The sequence below is a fragment of the Brasilonema angustatum genome (assembly GCF_059505445.1).
In genome coordinates this window covers 112,604-132,517 of sequence record NZ_JCACKO010000148.1, presented here as the reverse complement: position 1 = coordinate 132,517, position 19,914 = coordinate 112,604, and the positions used below count along the sequence as shown (strand labels likewise).

Below are 19,914 nucleotides of genomic sequence, written 5' to 3'. Positions count from 1 at the left end.
ATAATTTAACTTATTTACTACTTGCTTACTCCGGAAAGTGACAGAAGAGGGATAAGTGAAATCATAAAATTGATCTTGCACCATACTTTTCGTCCGCCAAGAAATAAATTTCTTGGCTCAAAGTCTAAGTCCGTTAAAACGGACTGATACCAATTCTCTGTAAACTTGCACTTAATACTTACTATTTCATTCTTGGCGTTCTCGGCGTCTTGTTGCTAATCGTCTAATAAACATTAAGTGCATCTATGGCTACGCCACGCAAGCTATCATGGAGAATTGGTATGAGTAAGTTTTTTAGCCCGTTTTAACGGACGCGTGTTTATTAGCCCAGAACTTGAGTTCTGGGCGTACTCAGCCGGAGGTGGAAGATCTGAGTCCAAGAAGTTTGATTGTCAACAGCAAGAAAGCAGCGCGGTGCTTCTCGATAAACTGGAAGCCGCGAGGTAATCTTTTGCTGAAGAAAGGGAGACAACTGTTCAAATCATAGCAGTTTGCGGATAGATGCACTGTAGACAAGTTGCCCTGGCTTTCCCTTCATTTTCATCCACGGTAGCCAAGGGGAAATCCGCGTCCAAGTTCCAGATACATTCGATGCCGTAGTTAATAATCATTTTAATTATACTTGACATTTACTTTTTCAGTGATTATGGTTCCATTATGGTTCCACTGTTATCCTTGGTATGGTCACGTTAACCCTTAAAAATATTCCAGAAACGCTTTACGACAAACTGAAGCAAAACGCCGCTCAGAATCGTCGTAGTCTAAATAGCGAAATTCTAGTTTGTCTAGAACAAGCCGTAGCAACCCCAAAACTCAAGAAAACTGAAGTTTTGGAAAGAGTTCATGCTCTTCGCCAGAAAACTGTTAATCATCTTTTAACACAAACAGAGTTGTTTGAGGCGAAAAACGAGGGAAGGTTGTGATTGTTGTAGATACGAATGTCATCGCCTACTTGTTTTTGGAGGGTGAACAAACGCAACAAGCAGAAGCTGTTTATCAACAAGATCCAGAATGGGTGGCTCCTTATCTTTGGCGATCAGAATTCCGTAACGTTCTGGCGTTGTATCTGCGTCAAGGATACCTCTGTTTAGAGGATGCCATTGGGATTTACCAGGAAGCAGAAACCTTGATGCAGCAGGGTGAGTATGCAATTGATGCGATCGCAGTTCTACAGCTTACTTTTGAATCAGGTTGTTCTGCTTATGACTGTGAATATGTTGTCTTGGCACAGCAGTTGGGAGTACCTCTGATTACGGCGGATCGCAAACTGATTGCGAGTTTCCCATTGGTGGCAATTCCAATAGCCACATTTTTACAAAACTTAGCCTAACAGGAGTCAAAGTTTTCGCATTTGGCTTACGCCCACAACCATCTCAACAGTTAGCTCTAGTTCTGGAAAAGTGGGCGATACAATGCGCTCATCACTCGTAAATTTTTGGACTTGATATTCACCTTCTACCAACTGGTAAACAAAAACCGTGGAGAGTTTGGGATTACCCAGATAGCTTCTAGAAGCGATTGCCAGATAGTCCACAATCCAATACTCAGGGATACCGAGTCGTTGGTACTCGTCTAGTTTATCAACGTAATCGTCTTCCCAATTCGTTGAGACAACTTCCACAGCCAGCTGGATCGGTTCAGTCAGAGCACCATATGCTAGTACATTGTCAATCCGATGTGCAAAAGCTAGTTGCTGGGATTACATTAATGCGCAAATTGTTTCATAGAAGTGCTTTTGATGAGTTTCGAGGTGAGGAAGTCGCTCCCGGTGCTGACGTGACTAGCGATGAAGCACTCGTTGCCTACATCCGGGAAACTTGCAATACTATGTATCATCCGGTCGGCACTTGCAAAATGGGAATTGACCCAATGGCGGTTGTAGACCCTGAACTACGGGTATACGGGGTTGAGGGGTTACGTGTTGTCGATGCCTCAATTATGCCAACGCTGACCACAGGAAATACAAACGCGCCCACAATTATGATCAGCGAAAAAGCAGCCGATTTAATTAAAGCTGCAGGTTGTGTTTGACAGCAAACACGTTCAGCAATTGCAAACGAACTTGCTCGCGCCTAAATGCGGAACGCTGAGGGAATTATCACTTAAAGCAGTACCCTTGTTCTACCATAGTAAAGACGACAATGATAATATTAAGAACTGTTTCGCCCCTACTGCTTTGTCTCAGCCTGCCATATGTCAAAAAGCCAGCAGATTGCCACGTCCTTAAACGGACAGCTTCCTAACTCCAGCAACAACCAAAACACAATCCGCATTCGCGGTGCGAGGCAACATAATCTCAAGAATATTGATTTGGAATTGCCACGCGATCGCCTAATTGTCTTTACTGGCGTTTCTGGTTCTGGCAAGTCTTCCCTAGCATTTGACACCATTTTCGCAGAAGGACAACGCCGCTACGTAGAATCCCTGAGCGCTTATGCACGACAATTTTTGGGACAGGTGGAAAAACCTGATGTGGAGGCGATAGAGGGTTTAAGTCCAGCGATTTCCATTGACCAAAAGTCTACTTCTCATAACCCCCGTTCTACGGTGGGGACGGTGACGGAGATTTATGATTATATGCGGTTGTTGTTTGGACGGGCGGGTGAACCTCATTGTCCGATATGCGATCGCTGTATTGCTCCTCAGACGATAGATCAGATGTGCGATCGCATTTTAGAACTAAGCGATCGCACCCGCTTTCAAATTCTTGCGCCTGTTGTCCGGGGGAAAAAAGGGACTCATAAAAAGCTGTTATCAGGTTTAGCCTCCCAAGGTTTTGTCCGTGTGCGAATAAATGGCGAGGTGCGAGAACTTTCTGATGCCATTGATTTAGATAAAAATTTGACTCATACCATTGAAGTCGTCATTGACCGACTTGTGAAAAAGCCTGGTATTCAAGAGCGTTTGGTCGATTCACTTGCCACTTGCCTCAAACAATCAAGTGGAATTGCGGTTATTGAAATTATAAAAGATACAAAAGAACAAGAACCAGGATCAGAATTGGTCTTTTCCGAAAACTTCGCTTGTCCGGAACACGGGGCGGTTATGGAAGAGTTATCACCGCGCTTGTTTTCGTTTAATTCTCCTTATGGTGCTTGTCCCCACTGTCACGGAATTGGAAGTTTAAGAAGGTTTTCAAAAGAGTTGGTGGTTCCTGATCCAAAAGCACCTGTGTATTCTGCGATCGCTCCTTGGTCGGAAAAGGAGAATTCCTATTATATAGAATTGTTGTATAAGGTAGGGCAAGAGTTTGGGTTTGAGTTGCAGACGCTGTGGTATCAGTTGACTGAGGAACAGCGGGAGGCGATTTTGCATGGAGAGGAAACAACCGCAGAACCACACAACAAGCAAAACTTAGGGTTTAAAGGCGTGTTGCCTATGTTGCAAAGGCAGTATGATGGAGGATCAGAGTTAATTAAGCAAAAGTTAGAGCAGTATTTGATTGACCAGCCGTGTCCCGTGTGTAAAGGAAAGCGGTTGAAACCGGAGGCGTTGGCGGTGCGGTTGGGACAATACGGAATTTTGGATTTGACTGCTACTTCAATTCGGGAGTGTCGCGAGAGAATTGATCACTTGGAGTTGAGTCAACGTCAGTTGCAAATTGCAGATTTGGTGTTGCGAGAAATTAGAGCACGATTGCAATTTCTGTTGGATGTCGGGTTAGATTATCTCACGCTTGACCGTCCGGCGATGACCCTTTCAGGTGGGGAAGCGCAACGAATTCGTCTGGCAACTCAAATTGGTTCTGGATTGACTGGGGTTTTATATGTTTTAGATGAACCGAGTATTGGTTTGCATCAAAGAGATAATGGGCGATTGCTGAAAACTTTAACAAAATTGAGGGATTTGGGTAATACGTTGATTGTGGTAGAGCATGATGAAGAAACGATTCGTGCTGCTAACCACATTGTTGATATTGGTCCTCACGCAGGTATTCATGGCGGAAATATTGTTGCTCAAGGTGACTTGCAAGCATTACTGGAATCGGAAGAATCGCTGACAGGTGCATATTTGTCAGGACGACGGATGATTACAACTCCGGCTGAACGCAGAGATGGAAATGGACGCAGTTTAGTTATCAAAAATGCTCGTCGCAATAACCTAAAGAATGTAGATGTCGAAATACCTTTAGGTAAACTTGTTGCTGTGACTGGTGTTTCTGGTTCTGGAAAATCTACCTTAATTAATGAGTTACTTTACCCTGCACTGCAACATCAACTGACGCGCAAAGTTCCATTTCCCAAAGAAATAGATGCAATTGAGGGATTAGATACTATTGATAAAGCTATTGTCGTTGACCAATCACCTATTGGTAGAACACCGCGTTCTAACACAGCGACTTATACAGGGGTTTTTGATATTATTCGTGATGTCTTTACACAAACAATTGAAGCAAAAGCAAGAGGTTATAAAGCGGGACAATTTTCCTTCAACGTCAAAGGAGGACGCTGCGAAGCTTGCAGTGGGCAGGGTGTGAATGTTATTGAAATGAACTTTTTGCCGGATGTTTATGTACAATGTGAAGTTTGCAAAGGGGCAAGATATAACCGCGAAACTTTGCAGGTGAAGTACAAAGACAAGTCTATTTCTGATGTTCTCAACATGACAGTTGAGGAAGGATTAGAGTTTTTTACAAACATTCCCAAAGCTCAGGGTAAATTGCAAACTTTAGTTGATGTTGGCTTGGGATACATTCATCTTGGACAACCAGCAACAACCTTATCTGGTGGGGAAGCACAGCGAGTTAAATTAGCAACAGAACTTTCTCGCCGCGCGACAGGTAAGACACTTTATTTAATAGATGAACCCACAACAGGTTTATCTTTTTATGATGTTCACAAGTTATTAGATGTATTGCAACGTTTGGTGGATAAAGGCAATTCAATTTTAGTGATTGAACACAATTTAGATGTGATTCGTTGTGCTGATTGGTTGATAGATATGGGACCAGAAGGCGGAGATAAAGGAGGAGAGGTGATTGCTGTAGGTACGCCAGAGGAAGTGGTCCAGAATTCTCGGTCGTATACTGGGGAGTATGTTAAGCAGGTTTTGCAGCACTATCGGGCACAGACAAGTAATATGAAGAATATAGAGTGAGGCTAGCGAGATTTGAAAGGAGTGAAAAATGTGTAAGTAAGTAGGCACGATTAAACTGAACTATGTTAACTTATGTAAAGCGCCAAGAACCTTTTAAAAATAAGCTTTTAAGCGATTTACATTTCTTAATTTAGTTGTGTTTTTTAGCACCCACCTACTTATAAGGATTTTCAGGGGTTAGCCTATAAAATCGCAGAACAAACTCAGATCAAGAAATTATCAAAGTTTACAACTCTTTGATGTATTGTACCCAACTGAAAACTGCTTTAATCAGATAAAACTTGCCACCACAATCACTGCCACTGGAATTAAGATATTATCAACTTCTTTTGGACTACATCCTTCAACAACTGTGGCAATAAATGCTAGCAAGAAAATCCTGATAATATTTAATTGACCTGGTATGATAAGCCAAACAAAAAAGACGCTGGCGGCGAAAGCGAAAACAAACATCGAAAAGCTTCCTTCCCAGCTTTTGTTACTAAGAATTGTGTATTTGAGTTTGCCATATTTCGAGCCAATGATCGGTGCAACACCATCGCCCCAACCGAGAGTTGTCATTGCGACAATTCCAGGAAAAGTTTTATATAGTAGTGTCCCGCAAAGAGTTGCCACAATAACGAAATAAAGCGGTCCTTTGAGGAGTTCACGCCTGTCACCCGTGCGAGTCATAGTATTAACAGCTTGATCATCTGGTTGGGCAAATAGCCCTTTGTATACAAGAAGGACTATCCACACCACAAAAATCGTCACATTCAAATACTTCGACCAATGTAAATCACTGTAAAGAAGCAAAAATCCAATAACCGACCCAGCACCAATATGTGTAATTTTACGGCTGATATCTTGCGGTAGTCCAAACTTGGTTACAAAAACATTCAACAGTGCTACCAGCCCGAACACATAAACAAACGTTAGCGCTGTTGCTATCAAATTTCCTAGTAGCGGACTGACACCTAAAGCAGTAAACAACATAGACTCAGCACCCAGGACTTAAACACGACAAATTCCTCTTCTAAAGTAGAGTAGCTGTGTCGAAGGTGCTGAGTCTATAACTTGACAAAAAATAATCAGCTCATCCGCAATACTCTGTGCACCCACAGCTAACTACTTATGAGAATTGGTATAAACTTTGGTTGCAGCAGTTCGACGTAACTTTACCTGCAAACCATCGTGAGGATGGGGTGTGGGTATCATAATCAGATTCAAGTTTTGTTCGGGTACTAGTTCCCATTCATACTCCCGTATCAACAAGGCTGCGAACAGCTTCATCTCCAGCTTGGCAAACTCCTTGCCAATACATTCTCGCACTCCACCGCCAAAGGGTACATGGCTAAAAAGTTTAGCTTTGTCCTCAGCTCGTTCTGGGGCAAAGCGTTGTGGGTCAAATCGCTCAGGTTCAGTATATATACTGCTATCTTTCTGTGTTCTGGCAATTTGGTACAACACAGACCAGCCTTGAGGAATTAAGTAGCCATTGAACTCACATGACTTAATAACCTCCCGAAAGCCACCGCCAACTGGGGGAGTAATTCGCAGGACTTCCTTGAGAACTTGATCCAGATAGCTCATTTGCTTGAGATGCTCCACAGTTAGCGGTTCCTCAAACCCCAGTTGCTGTTGTTCTGCACGAGCAGTTGCCAAAACTTCTGGATGCTGCGCTAACAGCAGACATAAAGACACCAGACCTGATGTCAACGTTTCATGACCTGCAAAGAGCAACAGTAGCACTTGATCTTTGAGTTCTTGCAAACTCAGACTATTTCCATCCTCATCACGCGCTTGTAACAATAGTCCTAAGGCATCTTGACTGGAATTAGGCTGCTGTTGACGCTTTAGCACTATCTCTTCAATTATCCCCAGAAGTCTCTCACGACCATGCACTGCCCGACCAAACTTTGTCCAAGGTAAACGCACAGGAATGCTGAATAGACCATTACAATAGTCTTCAAATAACTCGCCAAAATGGCTATCAGCGGCTGCATCCGCTCCTACTAGCAACTTACAAGCAACATCAAAAGTATATTTTCTCAGTTCGGGATACCAGGTCAACGTACCCTGGCGCTCCCATTTCTGTAAATAGCTGTGGGTAATATCCGCCATTGAAGAAACATACCCTGCCAGCGCTCTCGGTTGGAAGGCTTGCGATAGCAGCTTGCGTCGCTGTTGGTGTTTAGTGCCTGTTTGTACTGATAGGGATGTAGGTCCTAGCAAAACTCTGGTACTATAAGTCCAGTTTATAGTAAAGTACTGGTTCTCATTGGTTAACAAAAAGCGGATGGCTTCCGCTCCGATCAAGAATACTGTAGGACGCCCAAACAGATGGCTTTTGAAAATCGATCCATATCGTTCCTGTCGCTTTTGTGCAAAGTCTGGTTCGCGTAAAAAGCTAATTGTCTCGCCAATAAAGGGTAGACCTAACTTACCAGGGGGTAAAGGTAGCGATGTCTGAGCATGGGTGGTTGTCATTGCAGTTGTGCCTCACAGAACATAAAACTTGCTTCTTTTTTTAGCTTGACATGATGTTCTCTGCTTTGCATTGCTGGTTACAAGCTAAGCAAAAGTAAAACTGTAACGAAATATACAAAATTCTGTTTTTTTCAAGAAAAAAAAGCTATGCTAGGCATACACATCTGATTCGCAAAGATGCTGTGAATCAGGAAAACTCTAAGCTTTCACAGTCTTCGCACTTCTTAACTGCGAAGAGGAGAAAATATTATGCTTTCATCATCTCTGCCTAAATTGGATCAGGAGTCTCCAGCGTATATTTGCCCATATGACCAAGCCTGTAGCTACCTAGAAGCAGCGGCAAAAGAATTGCAACTAGACCAAGGTATTTTGGAGGTTCTCAGTCATCCCCGTAAAGTTGTCACGGTTTCGATTCCTGTGAAACGGGATAACGGACAAGTGCAAGTTCTTGCTGGACATCGGGTACAACACTGCGATATTTTAGGTCCTTATAAAGGTGGTACTCGTTACCACCCAGCCGTGACACTGCGAGAAGTTTCAGCCCTGGCAATGCTGATGACTTGGAAATGTGCACTCTTGGGAATTCCTTATGGTGGTGCCAAAGGAGGTATTGCCATAGATCCAAAACTCTACAGCGTTGCTGAACTAGAACGCATCACTCGTCGTTATACTAGCGAGTTGATTAAAGATATCGGTCCTGCTGTAGACATCCCAGCACCAGATATGGGAACTTCAGCGCGTGAAATGGCATGGATGATGGATACCTACTCAGTCAATGTCGGTCACGCCGTACCAGGGGTTGTGACTGGTAAACCCATTTCCATCGGTGGTTCGCGGGGACGGGAAATGGCGACTGGACGGGGTGTTATGTTTATTGTCCGCGAGGCGCTGACAGACAAAGGTCAGTCACTGGTGGGGGCTAGAATAGCTATTCAAGGTTTCGGCAATGTCGGGAGTGCAGCAGCTTTATTACTACACGAAGCCGGAGCAAAAGTGATAGCTGTTTCGACTGGTTCTGGGGGAATTTTTTGTGAAGATGGTCTAGATATCCCAGCTTTAAAAGCTTATGCTGCCGAGAACCGTAAGAGCATTGTTGGTTTTGGGCAAGCAACACCAATTAGCAACGCAGACTTACTAACTTTGCCCTGCGATGTCTTAATTCCCGCTGCTTTGGAAAACCAGATTACTGAAGATAATGTGAACCAGGTGCAAGCCAAGATCATTGCAGAGGCGGCTAATGGTCCAGTGACTCTCCTTGCAAACCAAGCACTTGAGGCAAGAGGTGTGATGGTGCTACCAGATATCTTGGCAAATGCTGGCGGTGTTGTTGTGAGTTATCTGGAGTGGGTACAAGGTCTTTCTTATGTATTTTGGGATGAAGAGCGCGTTAATAAGGAATTGGAACAGTTAATGGTGCAAGCATACCGCCAAGTCATGCAACAATCACTACATAGGCAAATTCCTCTAAGACTCGCAGCTTACACACTGGGTGTTGGTCGTGTGGCTCAAGCGCTTGGCGATCGCGGTCTTTATCCATGAACACAATATCTCAAACAAGTCAAGAATCCTAGTCTACTAACGCTGGGATTCTAGATTGTTTTTTTTAATTTTTGGGTAATTGGTCGCGAGGAAATCCAAGTTCAACCGCTTTATTGTATGATTCTTGTGCTTCTGCTTTTTTTCCTAAACTCTGTAAGACTTCTCCTCGGTAGTACCAAGGATAAGGGTTTTTTGGTTCAAGCTCTTTAGCTTTGTCTAATGCTGCCAGTGCCTCATTGTAGCGTTTTAACTCTGACAGTGCTATTCCTTTGGACAGCCAGGCAGGAGAAAAGTCATTTTTTTTTGCGATCGCTTTGTCAAGTGATTGTAAGGCTTCCTCATTCTTTTGGAATTGCTGTGCTAGTAAAGTTCCACGATAATACCAAGGTAGATAATCATTTGGACGAACTTCACTGGCTCTATTATAAGCTGCAAGAGCTTCTTGAGGGTTTCCTCCACTTAGGATATTGCCTTTACCGATTAGAGCTTCATAGAAATTTTTATCGACGTCCAGTGCTTTCTGATAAGAAACAAGCGCATCTTGAGGACGATTTAACTTTTGTAAGACATTACCTCGATCACTCCAAGAAATTGGGTCTTGTGGATTTTGTCTGAGATAATCGTCATAAGAGTTTAGTGCTTCTTCAAAGTATGGCCTAGCTGCTTGTGGATTTTGCAACCGTTCTGTTGCCAAACCAATGTCATACCAAGTACTTGGCGTGTCTGGTCTGATGTCCTTGACTTTCTCGAAGGCAAGGGAAGCTTCTTGGTACTTTCTCAAGCCAAGAAAAGCTATTCCTTTACCACTCCAAGCATCAGCATCCTTAGAATCAAGCTTAAGTGCCTTCTCATGACTTTCTAAGGCTTCTTGATATTTGTCTAAGTTAGAGAGAACTTGACCTTTATTATTTAAAGCTTTGATGTAATCTGGTTGAATATTCAGGGCTTTGTTATAAGAAAGTAAAGCTGCCGGAAGGCGTCTTAACCTAAAAAGAGCTTCTCCTCGTTTTTCCCAAGCTTCAGCAGAATTTGGTTGAATTGTTATAACGTTATTAAATTGTTCAAGAGCTTTTTCTGGTTCATGTAGATCCAGCAAATTATCACCTTGATGCAAGGAATATAAAGGGCGGATAAATGGATTAATAAATTCTATGACGATTAGGATAATTCCAGCTGTTCCTAGGACAATCAAAAGGTACCATAGCTTGAACAAACTCCCTGACTCATATGGTCTTGCTGTGAATTCAGATACTTGTTGTGACTCAATTTCTGTATCGGTTGTAAAATCGTTGTAATTAATAGGTTCATCGACGACTGTTATTTGTTCGAGATCTCGGAAAATTTCGTCTACATATTGATAACGCTCATCAGGGTTTGAGTCAACCATTTTTGTTAGAATGGAAGCTAACAAATGATCGACCATTACCTCATCAGACCATATTATTTTGTCTTGAATATCACGTCTTAAATTTCTTGGGTGTATTCCCGTCAACAACTGAATTGCTGTCATCCCTAAACCATATATGTCACTGTTATAGCCTGGTTTTCCTGCCAATTGTTCTCGTGGAGCATATCCAGGAGTGCCAATCATGGTTTGAGTTGTATATAACTGTTGCTGAGGAGATGAATATCTAGGATCTAATTGTTTTACCGCACCAAAATCAATCAAGACAAATTTACTATCTTCCTTCCTAAGCATGATGTTAGAAGGTTTTACATCACGATGAATAATATTTATTCGATGGAGATATCTCAAAATTTCCAGAATTTCTCGTATAAAAATAATAACTCTGTCCCTAGGCCATCTGTTCTCAAGCAGATTTTGTAATGATTTACCTTCTATATATTCTTGGACTAAATAATAACTTTCTTCTTCTTCAAAGTAATCAAAATATTTTGGAATCTGTTGGTTTTGTTGTAGTAAATGAAAAAGAGCATTTGCCTCTCTTTTGAATAATATTTTAGCTGTTTCAATATCAGCATTCTGAGGATCGAGTTTTTTTATGACACACGAGGAATTGGATGCCTGAGTATCTTCAGCAAGATAGGTTATACCAAAACCTCCTCGAGCTATTTCTCTGACAATCTTGTAGCGTCCACCCAATATTTTCTTTCCCCTTGTTGTCTTCATATCATTAAGTTTTAAGTTTTTGAATAATGTCTATGTAACCAAACCTGGTAGACAGAATTAAGAATATGTGCATCTGTTAACGAATAATAACCTTCTTATACAATTTTGAATTTTGGTGATTCTGCCTATATCTCCTGAACTAACACGACAACACTTTCACTGTCTACTTCAACTCTTTATGCGAAAAACAATCAGGTTAAGAAATCATTAGCTGATTTTTTTATCAAAAGTAAATTTCAAACTTTTACTTTTTCTTAAATCTTTACTTCATAACTTATGGCTTATACAAGGATTTGAGCTACGTCACTTAGTAAAATTTTATTATGACTTCAGTACGAATAAACAACCAATGTGGTAAATAAATTTTAAATCATCCATAACTAGTGTTTCATATTTGAACGCTACATAGTTATATCATGGCAACGAAAATTTCGTGTGAGGAGCCAATAATATGAATCGAGGCGGGCAGCTTGGATTTGGTAATCTCAATTTAGCTGTAGCATTGCTGATAAATATGTACTTATTTTTACCTGATTATAAAGTTTCTGCCCAGAACTTGATCAATGAGGGTTATAAGAGCAATGTTTTACCTCCCAAATTTCAGATTTCGACTCATAATCCTAAAAGTAGTCCTAAAAGTATAGGCTCATCAGCTATTCTATCTCAGCTTCCAAATCCTATCACTCCAGTACCACCAGTACCACCACCACAACCGATTCCAACTCCAGAACCATCACCGCAAACTCCACTGGATGTCACTCCATCAACACCTCCCACAACACCTTCGCCGCCAGAATCGGGTTCTGGCGTACCTGAAAATATTAGGGTTACAAAGTTTGAATTTGTAGGTAACAAAAAAAAGATATTTAGTAACAAAAAGTTAAGTGAGGTAACTGCTCAATTCATCAACAAACAAATCACCTTTGCTCAACTGCTGGAAGTAGAGACCATTATCACCAAGCTTTACACAGATGCTGGGTATGTCAATTCTGGTGCTTTTATACCTGCTGATCAAACTTTTTCTCCACAGGGAGCAGTTGTCAAAGTTCAGATTATTGAGGGTGGAGTAGAAGAGATTAAGGTCACAGGTACCCGACGGTTGAACCCAGACTACATACGCAGTCGCATCGCACTAGCCACCTCTACACCGTTGAACCGATTTCGCCTATTAGAAGCACTGCAACTGTTACAGCTTAACCCTTTAATTAAAAATATTTCTGCTGAATTGTCTACGGGATCACGTTCAGACCAGAATTTAGTGGAAGTCAATGTCGTAGAAGCAGACTCGTTTAGGACAGAATTCTTTGTTGACAATGGTCGTGCACCTAGTGTAGGTAGTTTCCGACGGGGTATCCGTATCACCGAAGGCAATGTCTTCGGCTTGGGAGATAGCTTTGGTGCAACATACACAAATACTGATGGAAGTAATGCCCTGGATCTCACCTATGCTCTGCCAGTGAATCCTCGCAATGGCACATTGAATGTAGCAGGCGGATTTACAGACACCACCATCGTTGAGCCACCATTTGACCGCATAGATATCACGGGTGACTCTTTTTACATTGATGTTGGTTTTCGTCAGCCAATCTTCCAATCTCCGACTCAGGAATTGGCGCTGGGTTTAACCTTTTCTAGAGAGGAAAGTAAGACGACACTTTTGGGAAGAGGTGATGTCTTCCAGAATTTAGGAGCAGACAAGAATGGAGAAACCCGTGTTTCAGCACTGCGATTTATTCAGGAATATACACAGCGCAATTCCCAACAAGTCTTTGGTTTTCGCTCTCAGTTTAGTCTGGGAGTAGGGTTTTTTGACGCCACTGCTAATGGTCTAACTCCTGATAGTCGGTTTTTCTCCTGGCGTGGACAAGGACAGTATATACGGCTTTTAGCACGAGACACCTTACTGGTATTACGTTCTGATATACAATTAGCAACCAGAGCCTTAGTACCCTTAGAGCAAATTAGCGTCGGAGGTATACAAAGCGTCCGGGGTTATAGGCAAGATGAGTTTTTGGTAGATAACGGCTTTTTTGCTTCTGCAGAAGTGAGGTTTCCTATTCTGCGGGTAGAAGAAGTCAAAGGAGTTTTACAACTCATACCCTTTATTGATTTTGGCGTTGGTTGGAATAATTCCAGCAGAGGTCGTCCGAATCCAGATCTTGATCCCAATACTTTGATTGGTGTGGGTTTGGGTTTGCAATGGCAGATGGATGATAAATTGAATGCTCGCATTGACTACGGTATCCCGCTAACTGATGTGAATTCTAGGGATCGAACGTTGCAAGAGCAAGGTTTGTATTTCTCAGTCAATTACAGTCCTTTTTGATAACCATGACAGGCAGGGCTTAGGCAAAAATAACGCCATTCTGTCATTGCGACCAAAAAGAAGCAATCGCAAAGCCTTATTTTTAGTCACGAGTGCCTAAGTTTAAAAGGCTAAAAGTACAGCATGCCGCGTTTTTGAATATGGTACTTTGAACAACAATACAGTGGTCTTTATTATAAAAAGTGACATTTATCAAGCGCTGCCTCGGCGGAAAACGTAAGTGAAATTTACATTTGGAGATCATGATGAAACAGGGTTGGCATTCACTGATTTTATTCACCTTACCCCTATGCGCCATAGGGAGTTTAACTTTTCCAGATATAGCCACAGCACAACAAGTCACTCAACAAGTAACTCCTGATGGAACTGTATCCACCACCGTCACTACTCCTGACGGCAAAAATTTCGACATCAATGATGGGACAAGAAGAGGAGGAAACCTTTTTCACAGCTTCAAAGAATTTTCTGTACCCATAGGTGGCTCGGCTAATTTCAACAATGCAGCTGATGTGCAAAATATTATTAGTCGAGTCACAGGTGGTTCTGTTTCTAATATTGATGGTGCGATTAGAGCACTCGGCAAGGCGAACGTGTTTTTACTTAATCCTGCGGGGATTATTTTTGGACCAAATGCCAGCTTAAATATCGGTGGTTCATTTTTGGGGAGTACGGCGAATAGTTTTTTGTTTAAGGATGGGTTTGAGTTTAGTGCCACGGAGCTGCAAGCACCGCCGTTGTTAACGATAAATGTTCCGATTGGGTTGAGATTTCGCGATAATCCTGGAGCAATTCAAGTAGAAGGACCAGGGAACGAACTTGTCTATAATCCCCAGCCGGGACCCCGTGGCAAGTTTGACTCGAACGTTACAGGATTACAAGTCGAACCCGGAAAAACTTTAGCACTGGTAGGAGGAAATGTTTCTGTTAACCGTGGTGTACTTAGGTCTAAAGGCGGACGTATTGAAATCGGTAGTTTCGATAGCAATCAAACTGTAAATCTCGTCCCAGCACAATCTGAAGGTTTTTCACTTGCTTATCAAGGCACACCCAATCGAGACATCCAGTTTTCTGGTAAAGCCTTTGTGAATGTTACTGGAGATGGCGGCGGTTCTATTGCCATACTCGGGAGGAATATCAATTTCAATTCTGAATCACTCCTATTATCTGATACCCTTGGGGATAAAAATGGGGGAGAAATTAGGATTGTTGGTGACTCTATAATTTTCAATCGCTCAAGCCTCCTCTCTAACACCTTCAGTTCAGGTAACGGTGCACAAATAAAATTGGATGCTAACAATATCAAGTTTCAGAATCAGAGTGGTGTAAGCATTCAGACATGGGGCAAGGGTAAAGCTGGAGACATCAACATTGGTGCAAATTCTTTGGAGATTGGAGGTGGTTCAGCGTTCGTAAGCATAACGATAGGAAATAGCACAGGTCAAGCCGGAGACATCAATATGAGTGTCAAAGGTCCATTGGTAGTTAACACAGCAGGTATAACAGCAGACTCCTCTGGCACAGGTAATGCTGGCAAAATTAACATTAATGCAAATTCTTTGCGGATTGAAAATTCGGGTATCAATAGCCGTGCTTTTAACACTGGTCTTGGCGGAGAAATCAACTTTAATGTCGCAGACTCTCTTACGAGCAAGGGGTCAAATATAACTACTAACACTTATAGTACGGCTGATGCTGGAAAAATCAACATCAATGCAAATTCTTTTCGGCTTCAAAATGGAGGTGTTCTTAGCCAAGCGCAGGGAAATAGCACAGGCAAGGCTGGAGAAATCAACATCACTGTCGCAGGTTCTTTGGAATTACCGCAATCTGCAGGTATACAAACAAGCACTGCGGGTATTGGTGATGCTGGAAAAATCAACATCAATGCAAATTCTTTTCTAGTGAAAAACTCAGCGATTTCTAGCAATACAACGGCAACTGGCACAGGTAACGGTGGAGAAATCAAAATTACAGTCGCAGATCTGTTTGATCTCAACGCAACAGGTGTCAAGACAAACAACCTCGGCAATGGTAATGGAGGTAATATCCAAATAAATACCAATAATTTTTACCTAACCAATGGCTCACAAGTCGCTGCCAGCACCTCCGGAAAGGGAAATGGCGGGAGTGTTACCGTTAATGCAACTGGCAATGTCTCCGCAGATGGTCAGTTTATTCTGAACGGAGACAAAAGTGGATTTTATAGCACTGTTGGATCATTAGGCGTGGGTAATGCTGGGGGAGTTGAGATCACTGCGCGATCGCTCTCTCTAACCAAGGGCGGTACAATCTCTACCAGTAATGCTGGCAGTGGTGCTGCAGGCAATATAACAGTTAGAACCGCTAAAGACATCCGGCTAGACAACCAAGGATCTATTGACGCGAATACCAAAGGGGGACAGGGCAACATTATCCTGAATTCTGCCGACTTAATTTTGCGTAACAACAGCAACATCACCACTAACGCCACAGGTAAGGTTGACGGGGGCAATATTACCATCAACACTGGCAACTTAGTTGCCCTAGAAGATAGCAATATCACTGCTAATGCACAACAAGGCTTTGGGGGGAGAATCTCCATCACAGCTCAAGGTATATTTCGTTCCCCAGACAGTGATATCACCGCCATTTCTGAAGCTGGCCAGCAATTCAATGGCACTGTGCAATTCAACACACCAGAAACTGACCCCACTCAAGGATTATTTGAATTGACACAAACTGTGATCGACCCAGCACAGCAGGTTGCTCAAAATCCCTGTATAAAAGGTTTTGGTAACAGTTTCACCATCACCGGACGTGGCGGATTGCCAACTGATCCCCAAAAAATCCTCAGTAGTGACAATGTGCGTGTTGATTTAATTGAGCCTGTTCCTAGTAAGGTAAGTTCAACAACTGCAACACAAAAGCAGCCATCTCAACAGCCAAGAGTCAAAAAGATAATACCAGCACGGGGTTGGATATATAACGACAAAGGTCAGGTGGTGCTGGTAGGTTATGACCCTACTAAAACTGGTCCACAGCGTGAGCAGCTAGCACCTACTAGTAATTGTGCAGCAACAAGATAAAATTCTTTACAACTAGAACAATCAAATTCAACGTAAAATACTTAAAATTAATACAATCTTTTGCCACTTGCTCTCTATGTGATGAGTGCAATTGGCAAATCTAATTTCGGGTAGGCACTGCTTACCGGAAATTTGCCATTGTCATCGATAAGACAGTGCCTATCCAACAAATTAACTGCTGTAAATGCGTCTTGAAGTTGGGGTGTAAGAGGGTTGGGGTGTAAAAAATAAATCAGTGGGGCGCTTGACACCTTTGGTGGTTCAGGGGCTTTGTTGTACAAAAATATCGTTTTTTATTTCCGCTTACACCCGCGCTTTTTGGTCAAAGTTAAGCTGTGACTCATAAGAATCAATGTAAAAAATCTTTAGAAAAAATGCATAGTCGTATGAAAACATTTAGGCGATCACCTTCGGTGGCTCCCTTCAGAGCATCGCACAACGTAAACAAAATATATTTGCTGTCTTTACTCACTGTACCTCTATGCACTATGGGCAGTCTTGCGCCTATTACTATTGCAGTTGCGCAAGTCTCTGCTGATGGAACTGTATCCACGACAGTTACCACTCCTGATGGCAAAAATTTCAACATCAATGATGGAACTAGAAGGGGAGGAAATCTTTTTCACAGTTTCAAAGAGTTTTCTGTCCCTACAGGTGGTTCGGCTGTGTTTCAGAATCCAACTGATGTGCAAAACATTATCGGTCGAGTGACAGGTGGTTCTGTTTCCAATATTGATGGTGTGATTAGAGCACTAGGCAAAGCGAACTTATTTTTACTTAATCCAGCAGGGATCATTTTTGGACCAAATGCCAGCTTGAATATTGGTGGTTCATTTTTGGGTAGTACGGCGCACAGTTTCCTATTTGACAATGGGTTTGAGTTTAGTGCAACAGATCCACAAGCACCGCCATTGTTAACTATTAATGTTCCAATTGGATTGAGGTATCGCGATAATCCCCAAAATATCACTAGTCAATCTGCTGTTCTTAATGTTCCTCAAGGAAACTCCTTCGCACTCGTAGGTGGTAACGTCAGTTTAAATGGTGGTGCAATCACAGCAGCAGGAGCAAGAGTTGAGATCGCAGGATTATCTGCTCCTGGAATAGTTGGGTTGAGTAGTAATGGAAGCTTGAGTTTTCCTGTGGGAGTGCAATTCGGTGATATATCGCTCATAAATGGTGCAACTGTTGATGTACGTGCAAGAGGAGCAGGCAGTGTCGTCCTGAATGCGCGAAATATAGACCTTTTGGGAGGAAATATTTCTGCTGGCGTTGGCAAAGGATTAACAGCAGATAACTCACCACGAGGAGACATTACACTCAATGCGATTGGGAAAGTGACTATTAACTATCCCAGCCGAGTGACTAATATTGTAGATGAAGGTGCTACTGGCAATGCAGGTAACATCAATATTAAAGCTGGTGATATTTCCATCACGAATAAGGCTAGTACTCCAACAACTTCTGCTCTTCCTGCTGCATTAGATACTGGTCCAGGCGGACAAGGACAGAAACAAGGACAGGGACGTTCCGGAAACATTTCACTAGAAGCCACAGGTTCGATTTCTTTAACTGGGCAGGATCAAAAGGGCGATGATAGAGTTATCTCCACCTACAATGGTGTGGGACAAAGCGGTGATATATCACTCAAAGCAGATAATTCTATCTCTTTGGATAATGCTTTTTTGATTGCCAGCAGCTTTAGAGGAAATGGCGGAAGTATATCATTGCAAGGCAATGAGTCTGTGTCTACAAAAAACAATAGCTCTTTGGTTAGCCAAGCCTTTGGTCAAGGAAATTCCGGCAGCATCGTAATAGAATCCTCCTTAGGTTCTGTCTCTTTACAAGATACTTTGGTCAATACAGCTGTTGGGAGTGCAGGTGGAAGGACGACCAACCCAGCGCTAGGTGATGCAGGAGACATAAAAATTCGCGGGCAATCTGTTTTCATAACTGCTGGGACAGAAGTTTCATCTAGATCCTTCAACGGCGGTAAATCTGGTAGGATTCTGGTTAATGGTACTAATCAAGTAGAAATTTCAGGGAGTGATCCACAGATATCGAAGAGCGATCGCTCTGGCGACTTTAAAAATAGTATCGTGACGACGACTAGTAAGCGACTAGCTGGAGGTAATGCTGGTGATATCACTATCAATAGTCGTAACTTACGTATATCAGATAAGGGTGCTGTCACAGCAACAACAGAAGGCAAGTTTAGAGGCGGCAATATAAATATTAATGCTAGTACTGTTGACTTGACTAACGACGGACAAGTTAGTGTTAGCAGTTTAGGAACAGGAGGTGCAGGCTTGCTAACAGTTACGGCTAACTCTATCAAACTTGACAACCGAGCATCTATTAACGCCAACACCACAGCAGGACAGGGCAACATTATCCTGAATTCTGACGACGTAATCTTGCGCCGCAACAGCAATATCACGACAAATGCCACAGCCACAGCTGATGGAGGTAATATTACCATCAATACTGATAACTTAGTTGCCCTGGAAAATAGCAAAATCACAGCCAATGCCCAACAAGGTTATGGAGGGAAGGTAAACATTACAACTAAAGGTAATAGATTTCTTTCTCCAGATAGCGTGATTAGTGCTACTTCCGAACGCGGTCCACAGTTTAGTGGTACTGTGCAATTTAACACACCCGAGATTGATCCCAGTCAAGGATTATTTGAATTGACAGAAACTGTGATCGACCCCGCACAGCAGATTGCCCAAAATCCCTGTACCAAAGGTTTTGGTAGCAGCTTTACCATCACCGGACGTGGCGGACTTCCAACTGACCCCAATAAAATCCTCAGTAGTGACAATGTGCACGTTGATTTAATTCAGCCTATTGCCAGTACAGTAGGTTCAACAACTGCAACTTACACGCAACCATCTACCAGTCCACCTGTCAAACGCATAATACCTGCTCAAGGTTGGATATATAACGAAAAAGGTCAGGTGGTGCTGGTAGCATATGATCCCACCAAAACTGGCCCACAGCGTCAACCGCAAACACCTGCGAATAGTTGCGCTGCAGACAGATAAAATTCTTCACAAGTAAAACAACCAAATTAAACGTACAATACTCATACCATTCTTGCAGCATAATTCTTGTCCACCAAGAAATAAATTTCTTGGCTCAAAGTTCAAGTCCGTTTTAACCGACTTGGTCAATCTTTGGATCCGTTTTAACGGACTTTGGCTATGAGCCCTGAACGTTAAGTTCAAGAGGTACTAAAGTCAAGATGCAAGATCTAAATAGGGGGGTTTAAGTCCCTCACT

11 protein-coding genes and 2 pseudogenes are annotated in these 19,914 nt (G+C 42.5%); 8 read left to right on the top strand and 5 right to left on the bottom strand.

Going from position 1 to position 19,914, the window contains the following annotated elements:
* Nucleotides 1-322 precede the first annotated feature (322 nt).
* Nucleotides 323-589: pseudogene (locus tag AC5JM2_RS31100) on the bottom strand (DUF1838 family protein); the annotation flags it as partial.
* 91 nt (nucleotides 590-680) lie between these two features.
* On the opposite strand from AC5JM2_RS31100, the gene AC5JM2_RS31095 reads away from it, so the two are divergent.
* Both AC5JM2_RS31095 and AC5JM2_RS31090 read left to right on the top strand, forming a co-directional pair.
* The gene (locus AC5JM2_RS31095; protein WP_495839253.1) at nucleotides 681-923 is read left to right on the top strand and encodes a FitA-like ribbon-helix-helix domain-containing protein; all 243 of its coding nucleotides are present in this window, start codon (nucleotides 681-683) and stop codon (nucleotides 921-923) included.
* Nucleotides 920-1,330 (top strand): type II toxin-antitoxin system VapC family toxin, encoded by a 411-nt coding sequence (locus AC5JM2_RS31090; protein ID WP_495839251.1) that lies wholly within the window; start codon nucleotides 920-922, stop codon nucleotides 1,328-1,330. Before AC5JM2_RS31095 ends, AC5JM2_RS31090 begins: the two co-directional genes overlap by 4 nt.
* A 6-nt stretch (nucleotides 1,331-1,336) precedes the next feature.
* Here the strand turns inward: AC5JM2_RS31090 and AC5JM2_RS31085 are convergent.
* Nucleotides 1,337-1,666: pseudogene (locus AC5JM2_RS31085) on the bottom strand (Uma2 family endonuclease); the annotation flags it as partial.
* Between AC5JM2_RS31085 and AC5JM2_RS31080 the strand changes: the two are divergent.
* Together AC5JM2_RS31080 and uvrA are read left to right on the top strand one after the other, a co-directional pair.
* A complete protein-coding gene (locus AC5JM2_RS31080; RefSeq protein WP_495839249.1) occupies nucleotides 1,654-2,031 on the top strand; it encodes a GMC oxidoreductase in 378 nt (125 codons plus the stop codon). The pseudogene AC5JM2_RS31085 and the gene AC5JM2_RS31080 sit on opposite strands and share 13 nt — an antisense overlap.
* A gap of 162 nt (nucleotides 2,032-2,193) precedes the next feature.
* Nucleotides 2,194-5,097, top strand: coding sequence for an excinuclease ABC subunit UvrA (gene uvrA, locus AC5JM2_RS31075; protein WP_495839247.1), 2,904 nt, complete (start codon nucleotides 2,194-2,196; stop codon nucleotides 5,095-5,097).
* Between the two features lie 270 nt (nucleotides 5,098-5,367).
* Here uvrA and AC5JM2_RS31070 read toward each other — a convergent pair whose 3' ends face one another.
* Complete coding sequence (locus AC5JM2_RS31070) at nucleotides 5,368-6,072, bottom strand: diacylglycerol/polyprenol kinase family protein (RefSeq protein ID WP_495839245.1); 705 nt, start codon at nucleotides 6,070-6,072, stop codon at nucleotides 5,368-5,370.
* 132 nt (nucleotides 6,073-6,204) lie between these two features.
* On the bottom strand, nucleotides 6,205-7,566 hold the full coding sequence (locus tag AC5JM2_RS31065) for a cytochrome P450 (protein ID WP_495839243.1): 1,362 nt from the start codon (nucleotides 7,564-7,566) through the stop codon (nucleotides 6,205-6,207).
* A 249-nt stretch (nucleotides 7,567-7,815) separates the two neighbouring features.
* Between AC5JM2_RS31065 and AC5JM2_RS31060 the strand changes: the two genes are divergently transcribed.
* Nucleotides 7,816-9,105: a Glu/Leu/Phe/Val family dehydrogenase gene (locus AC5JM2_RS31060; RefSeq protein WP_495839242.1), complete on the top strand. Its 1,290-nt coding sequence runs from the start codon at nucleotides 7,816-7,818 to the stop codon at nucleotides 9,103-9,105.
* 64 nt (nucleotides 9,106-9,169) lie between these two features.
* Here AC5JM2_RS31060 and AC5JM2_RS31055 read toward each other — a convergent pair whose 3' ends face one another.
* Nucleotides 9,170-11,236: a protein kinase domain-containing protein gene (locus tag AC5JM2_RS31055; protein WP_495839240.1), complete on the bottom strand. Its 2,067-nt coding sequence runs from the start codon at nucleotides 11,234-11,236 to the stop codon at nucleotides 9,170-9,172.
* A 451-nt stretch (nucleotides 11,237-11,687) separates the two neighbouring features.
* On the opposite strand from AC5JM2_RS31055, the gene AC5JM2_RS31050 reads away from it, so the two are divergent.
* The 3 genes from AC5JM2_RS31050 (at nucleotide 11,688) to AC5JM2_RS31040 (ending at nucleotide 19,677) form a co-directional block, all read left to right on the top strand.
* Entirely contained in the window at nucleotides 11,688-13,562 is a 1,875-nt protein-coding gene (locus tag AC5JM2_RS31050) for a ShlB/FhaC/HecB family hemolysin secretion/activation protein (protein ID WP_495839238.1), read from the top strand.
* 242 nt (nucleotides 13,563-13,804) lie between these two features.
* A complete protein-coding gene (locus tag AC5JM2_RS31045; RefSeq protein ID WP_495839236.1) occupies nucleotides 13,805-16,627 on the top strand; it encodes a two-partner secretion domain-containing protein in 2,823 nt (940 codons plus the stop codon).
* 488 nt (nucleotides 16,628-17,115) lie between these two features.
* Nucleotides 17,116-19,677, top strand: coding sequence for a two-partner secretion domain-containing protein (locus AC5JM2_RS31040; RefSeq protein ID WP_495839234.1), 2,562 nt, complete (start codon nucleotides 17,116-17,118; stop codon nucleotides 19,675-19,677).
* The last annotated feature ends 237 nt before the right edge of the window (nucleotides 19,678-19,914 follow it).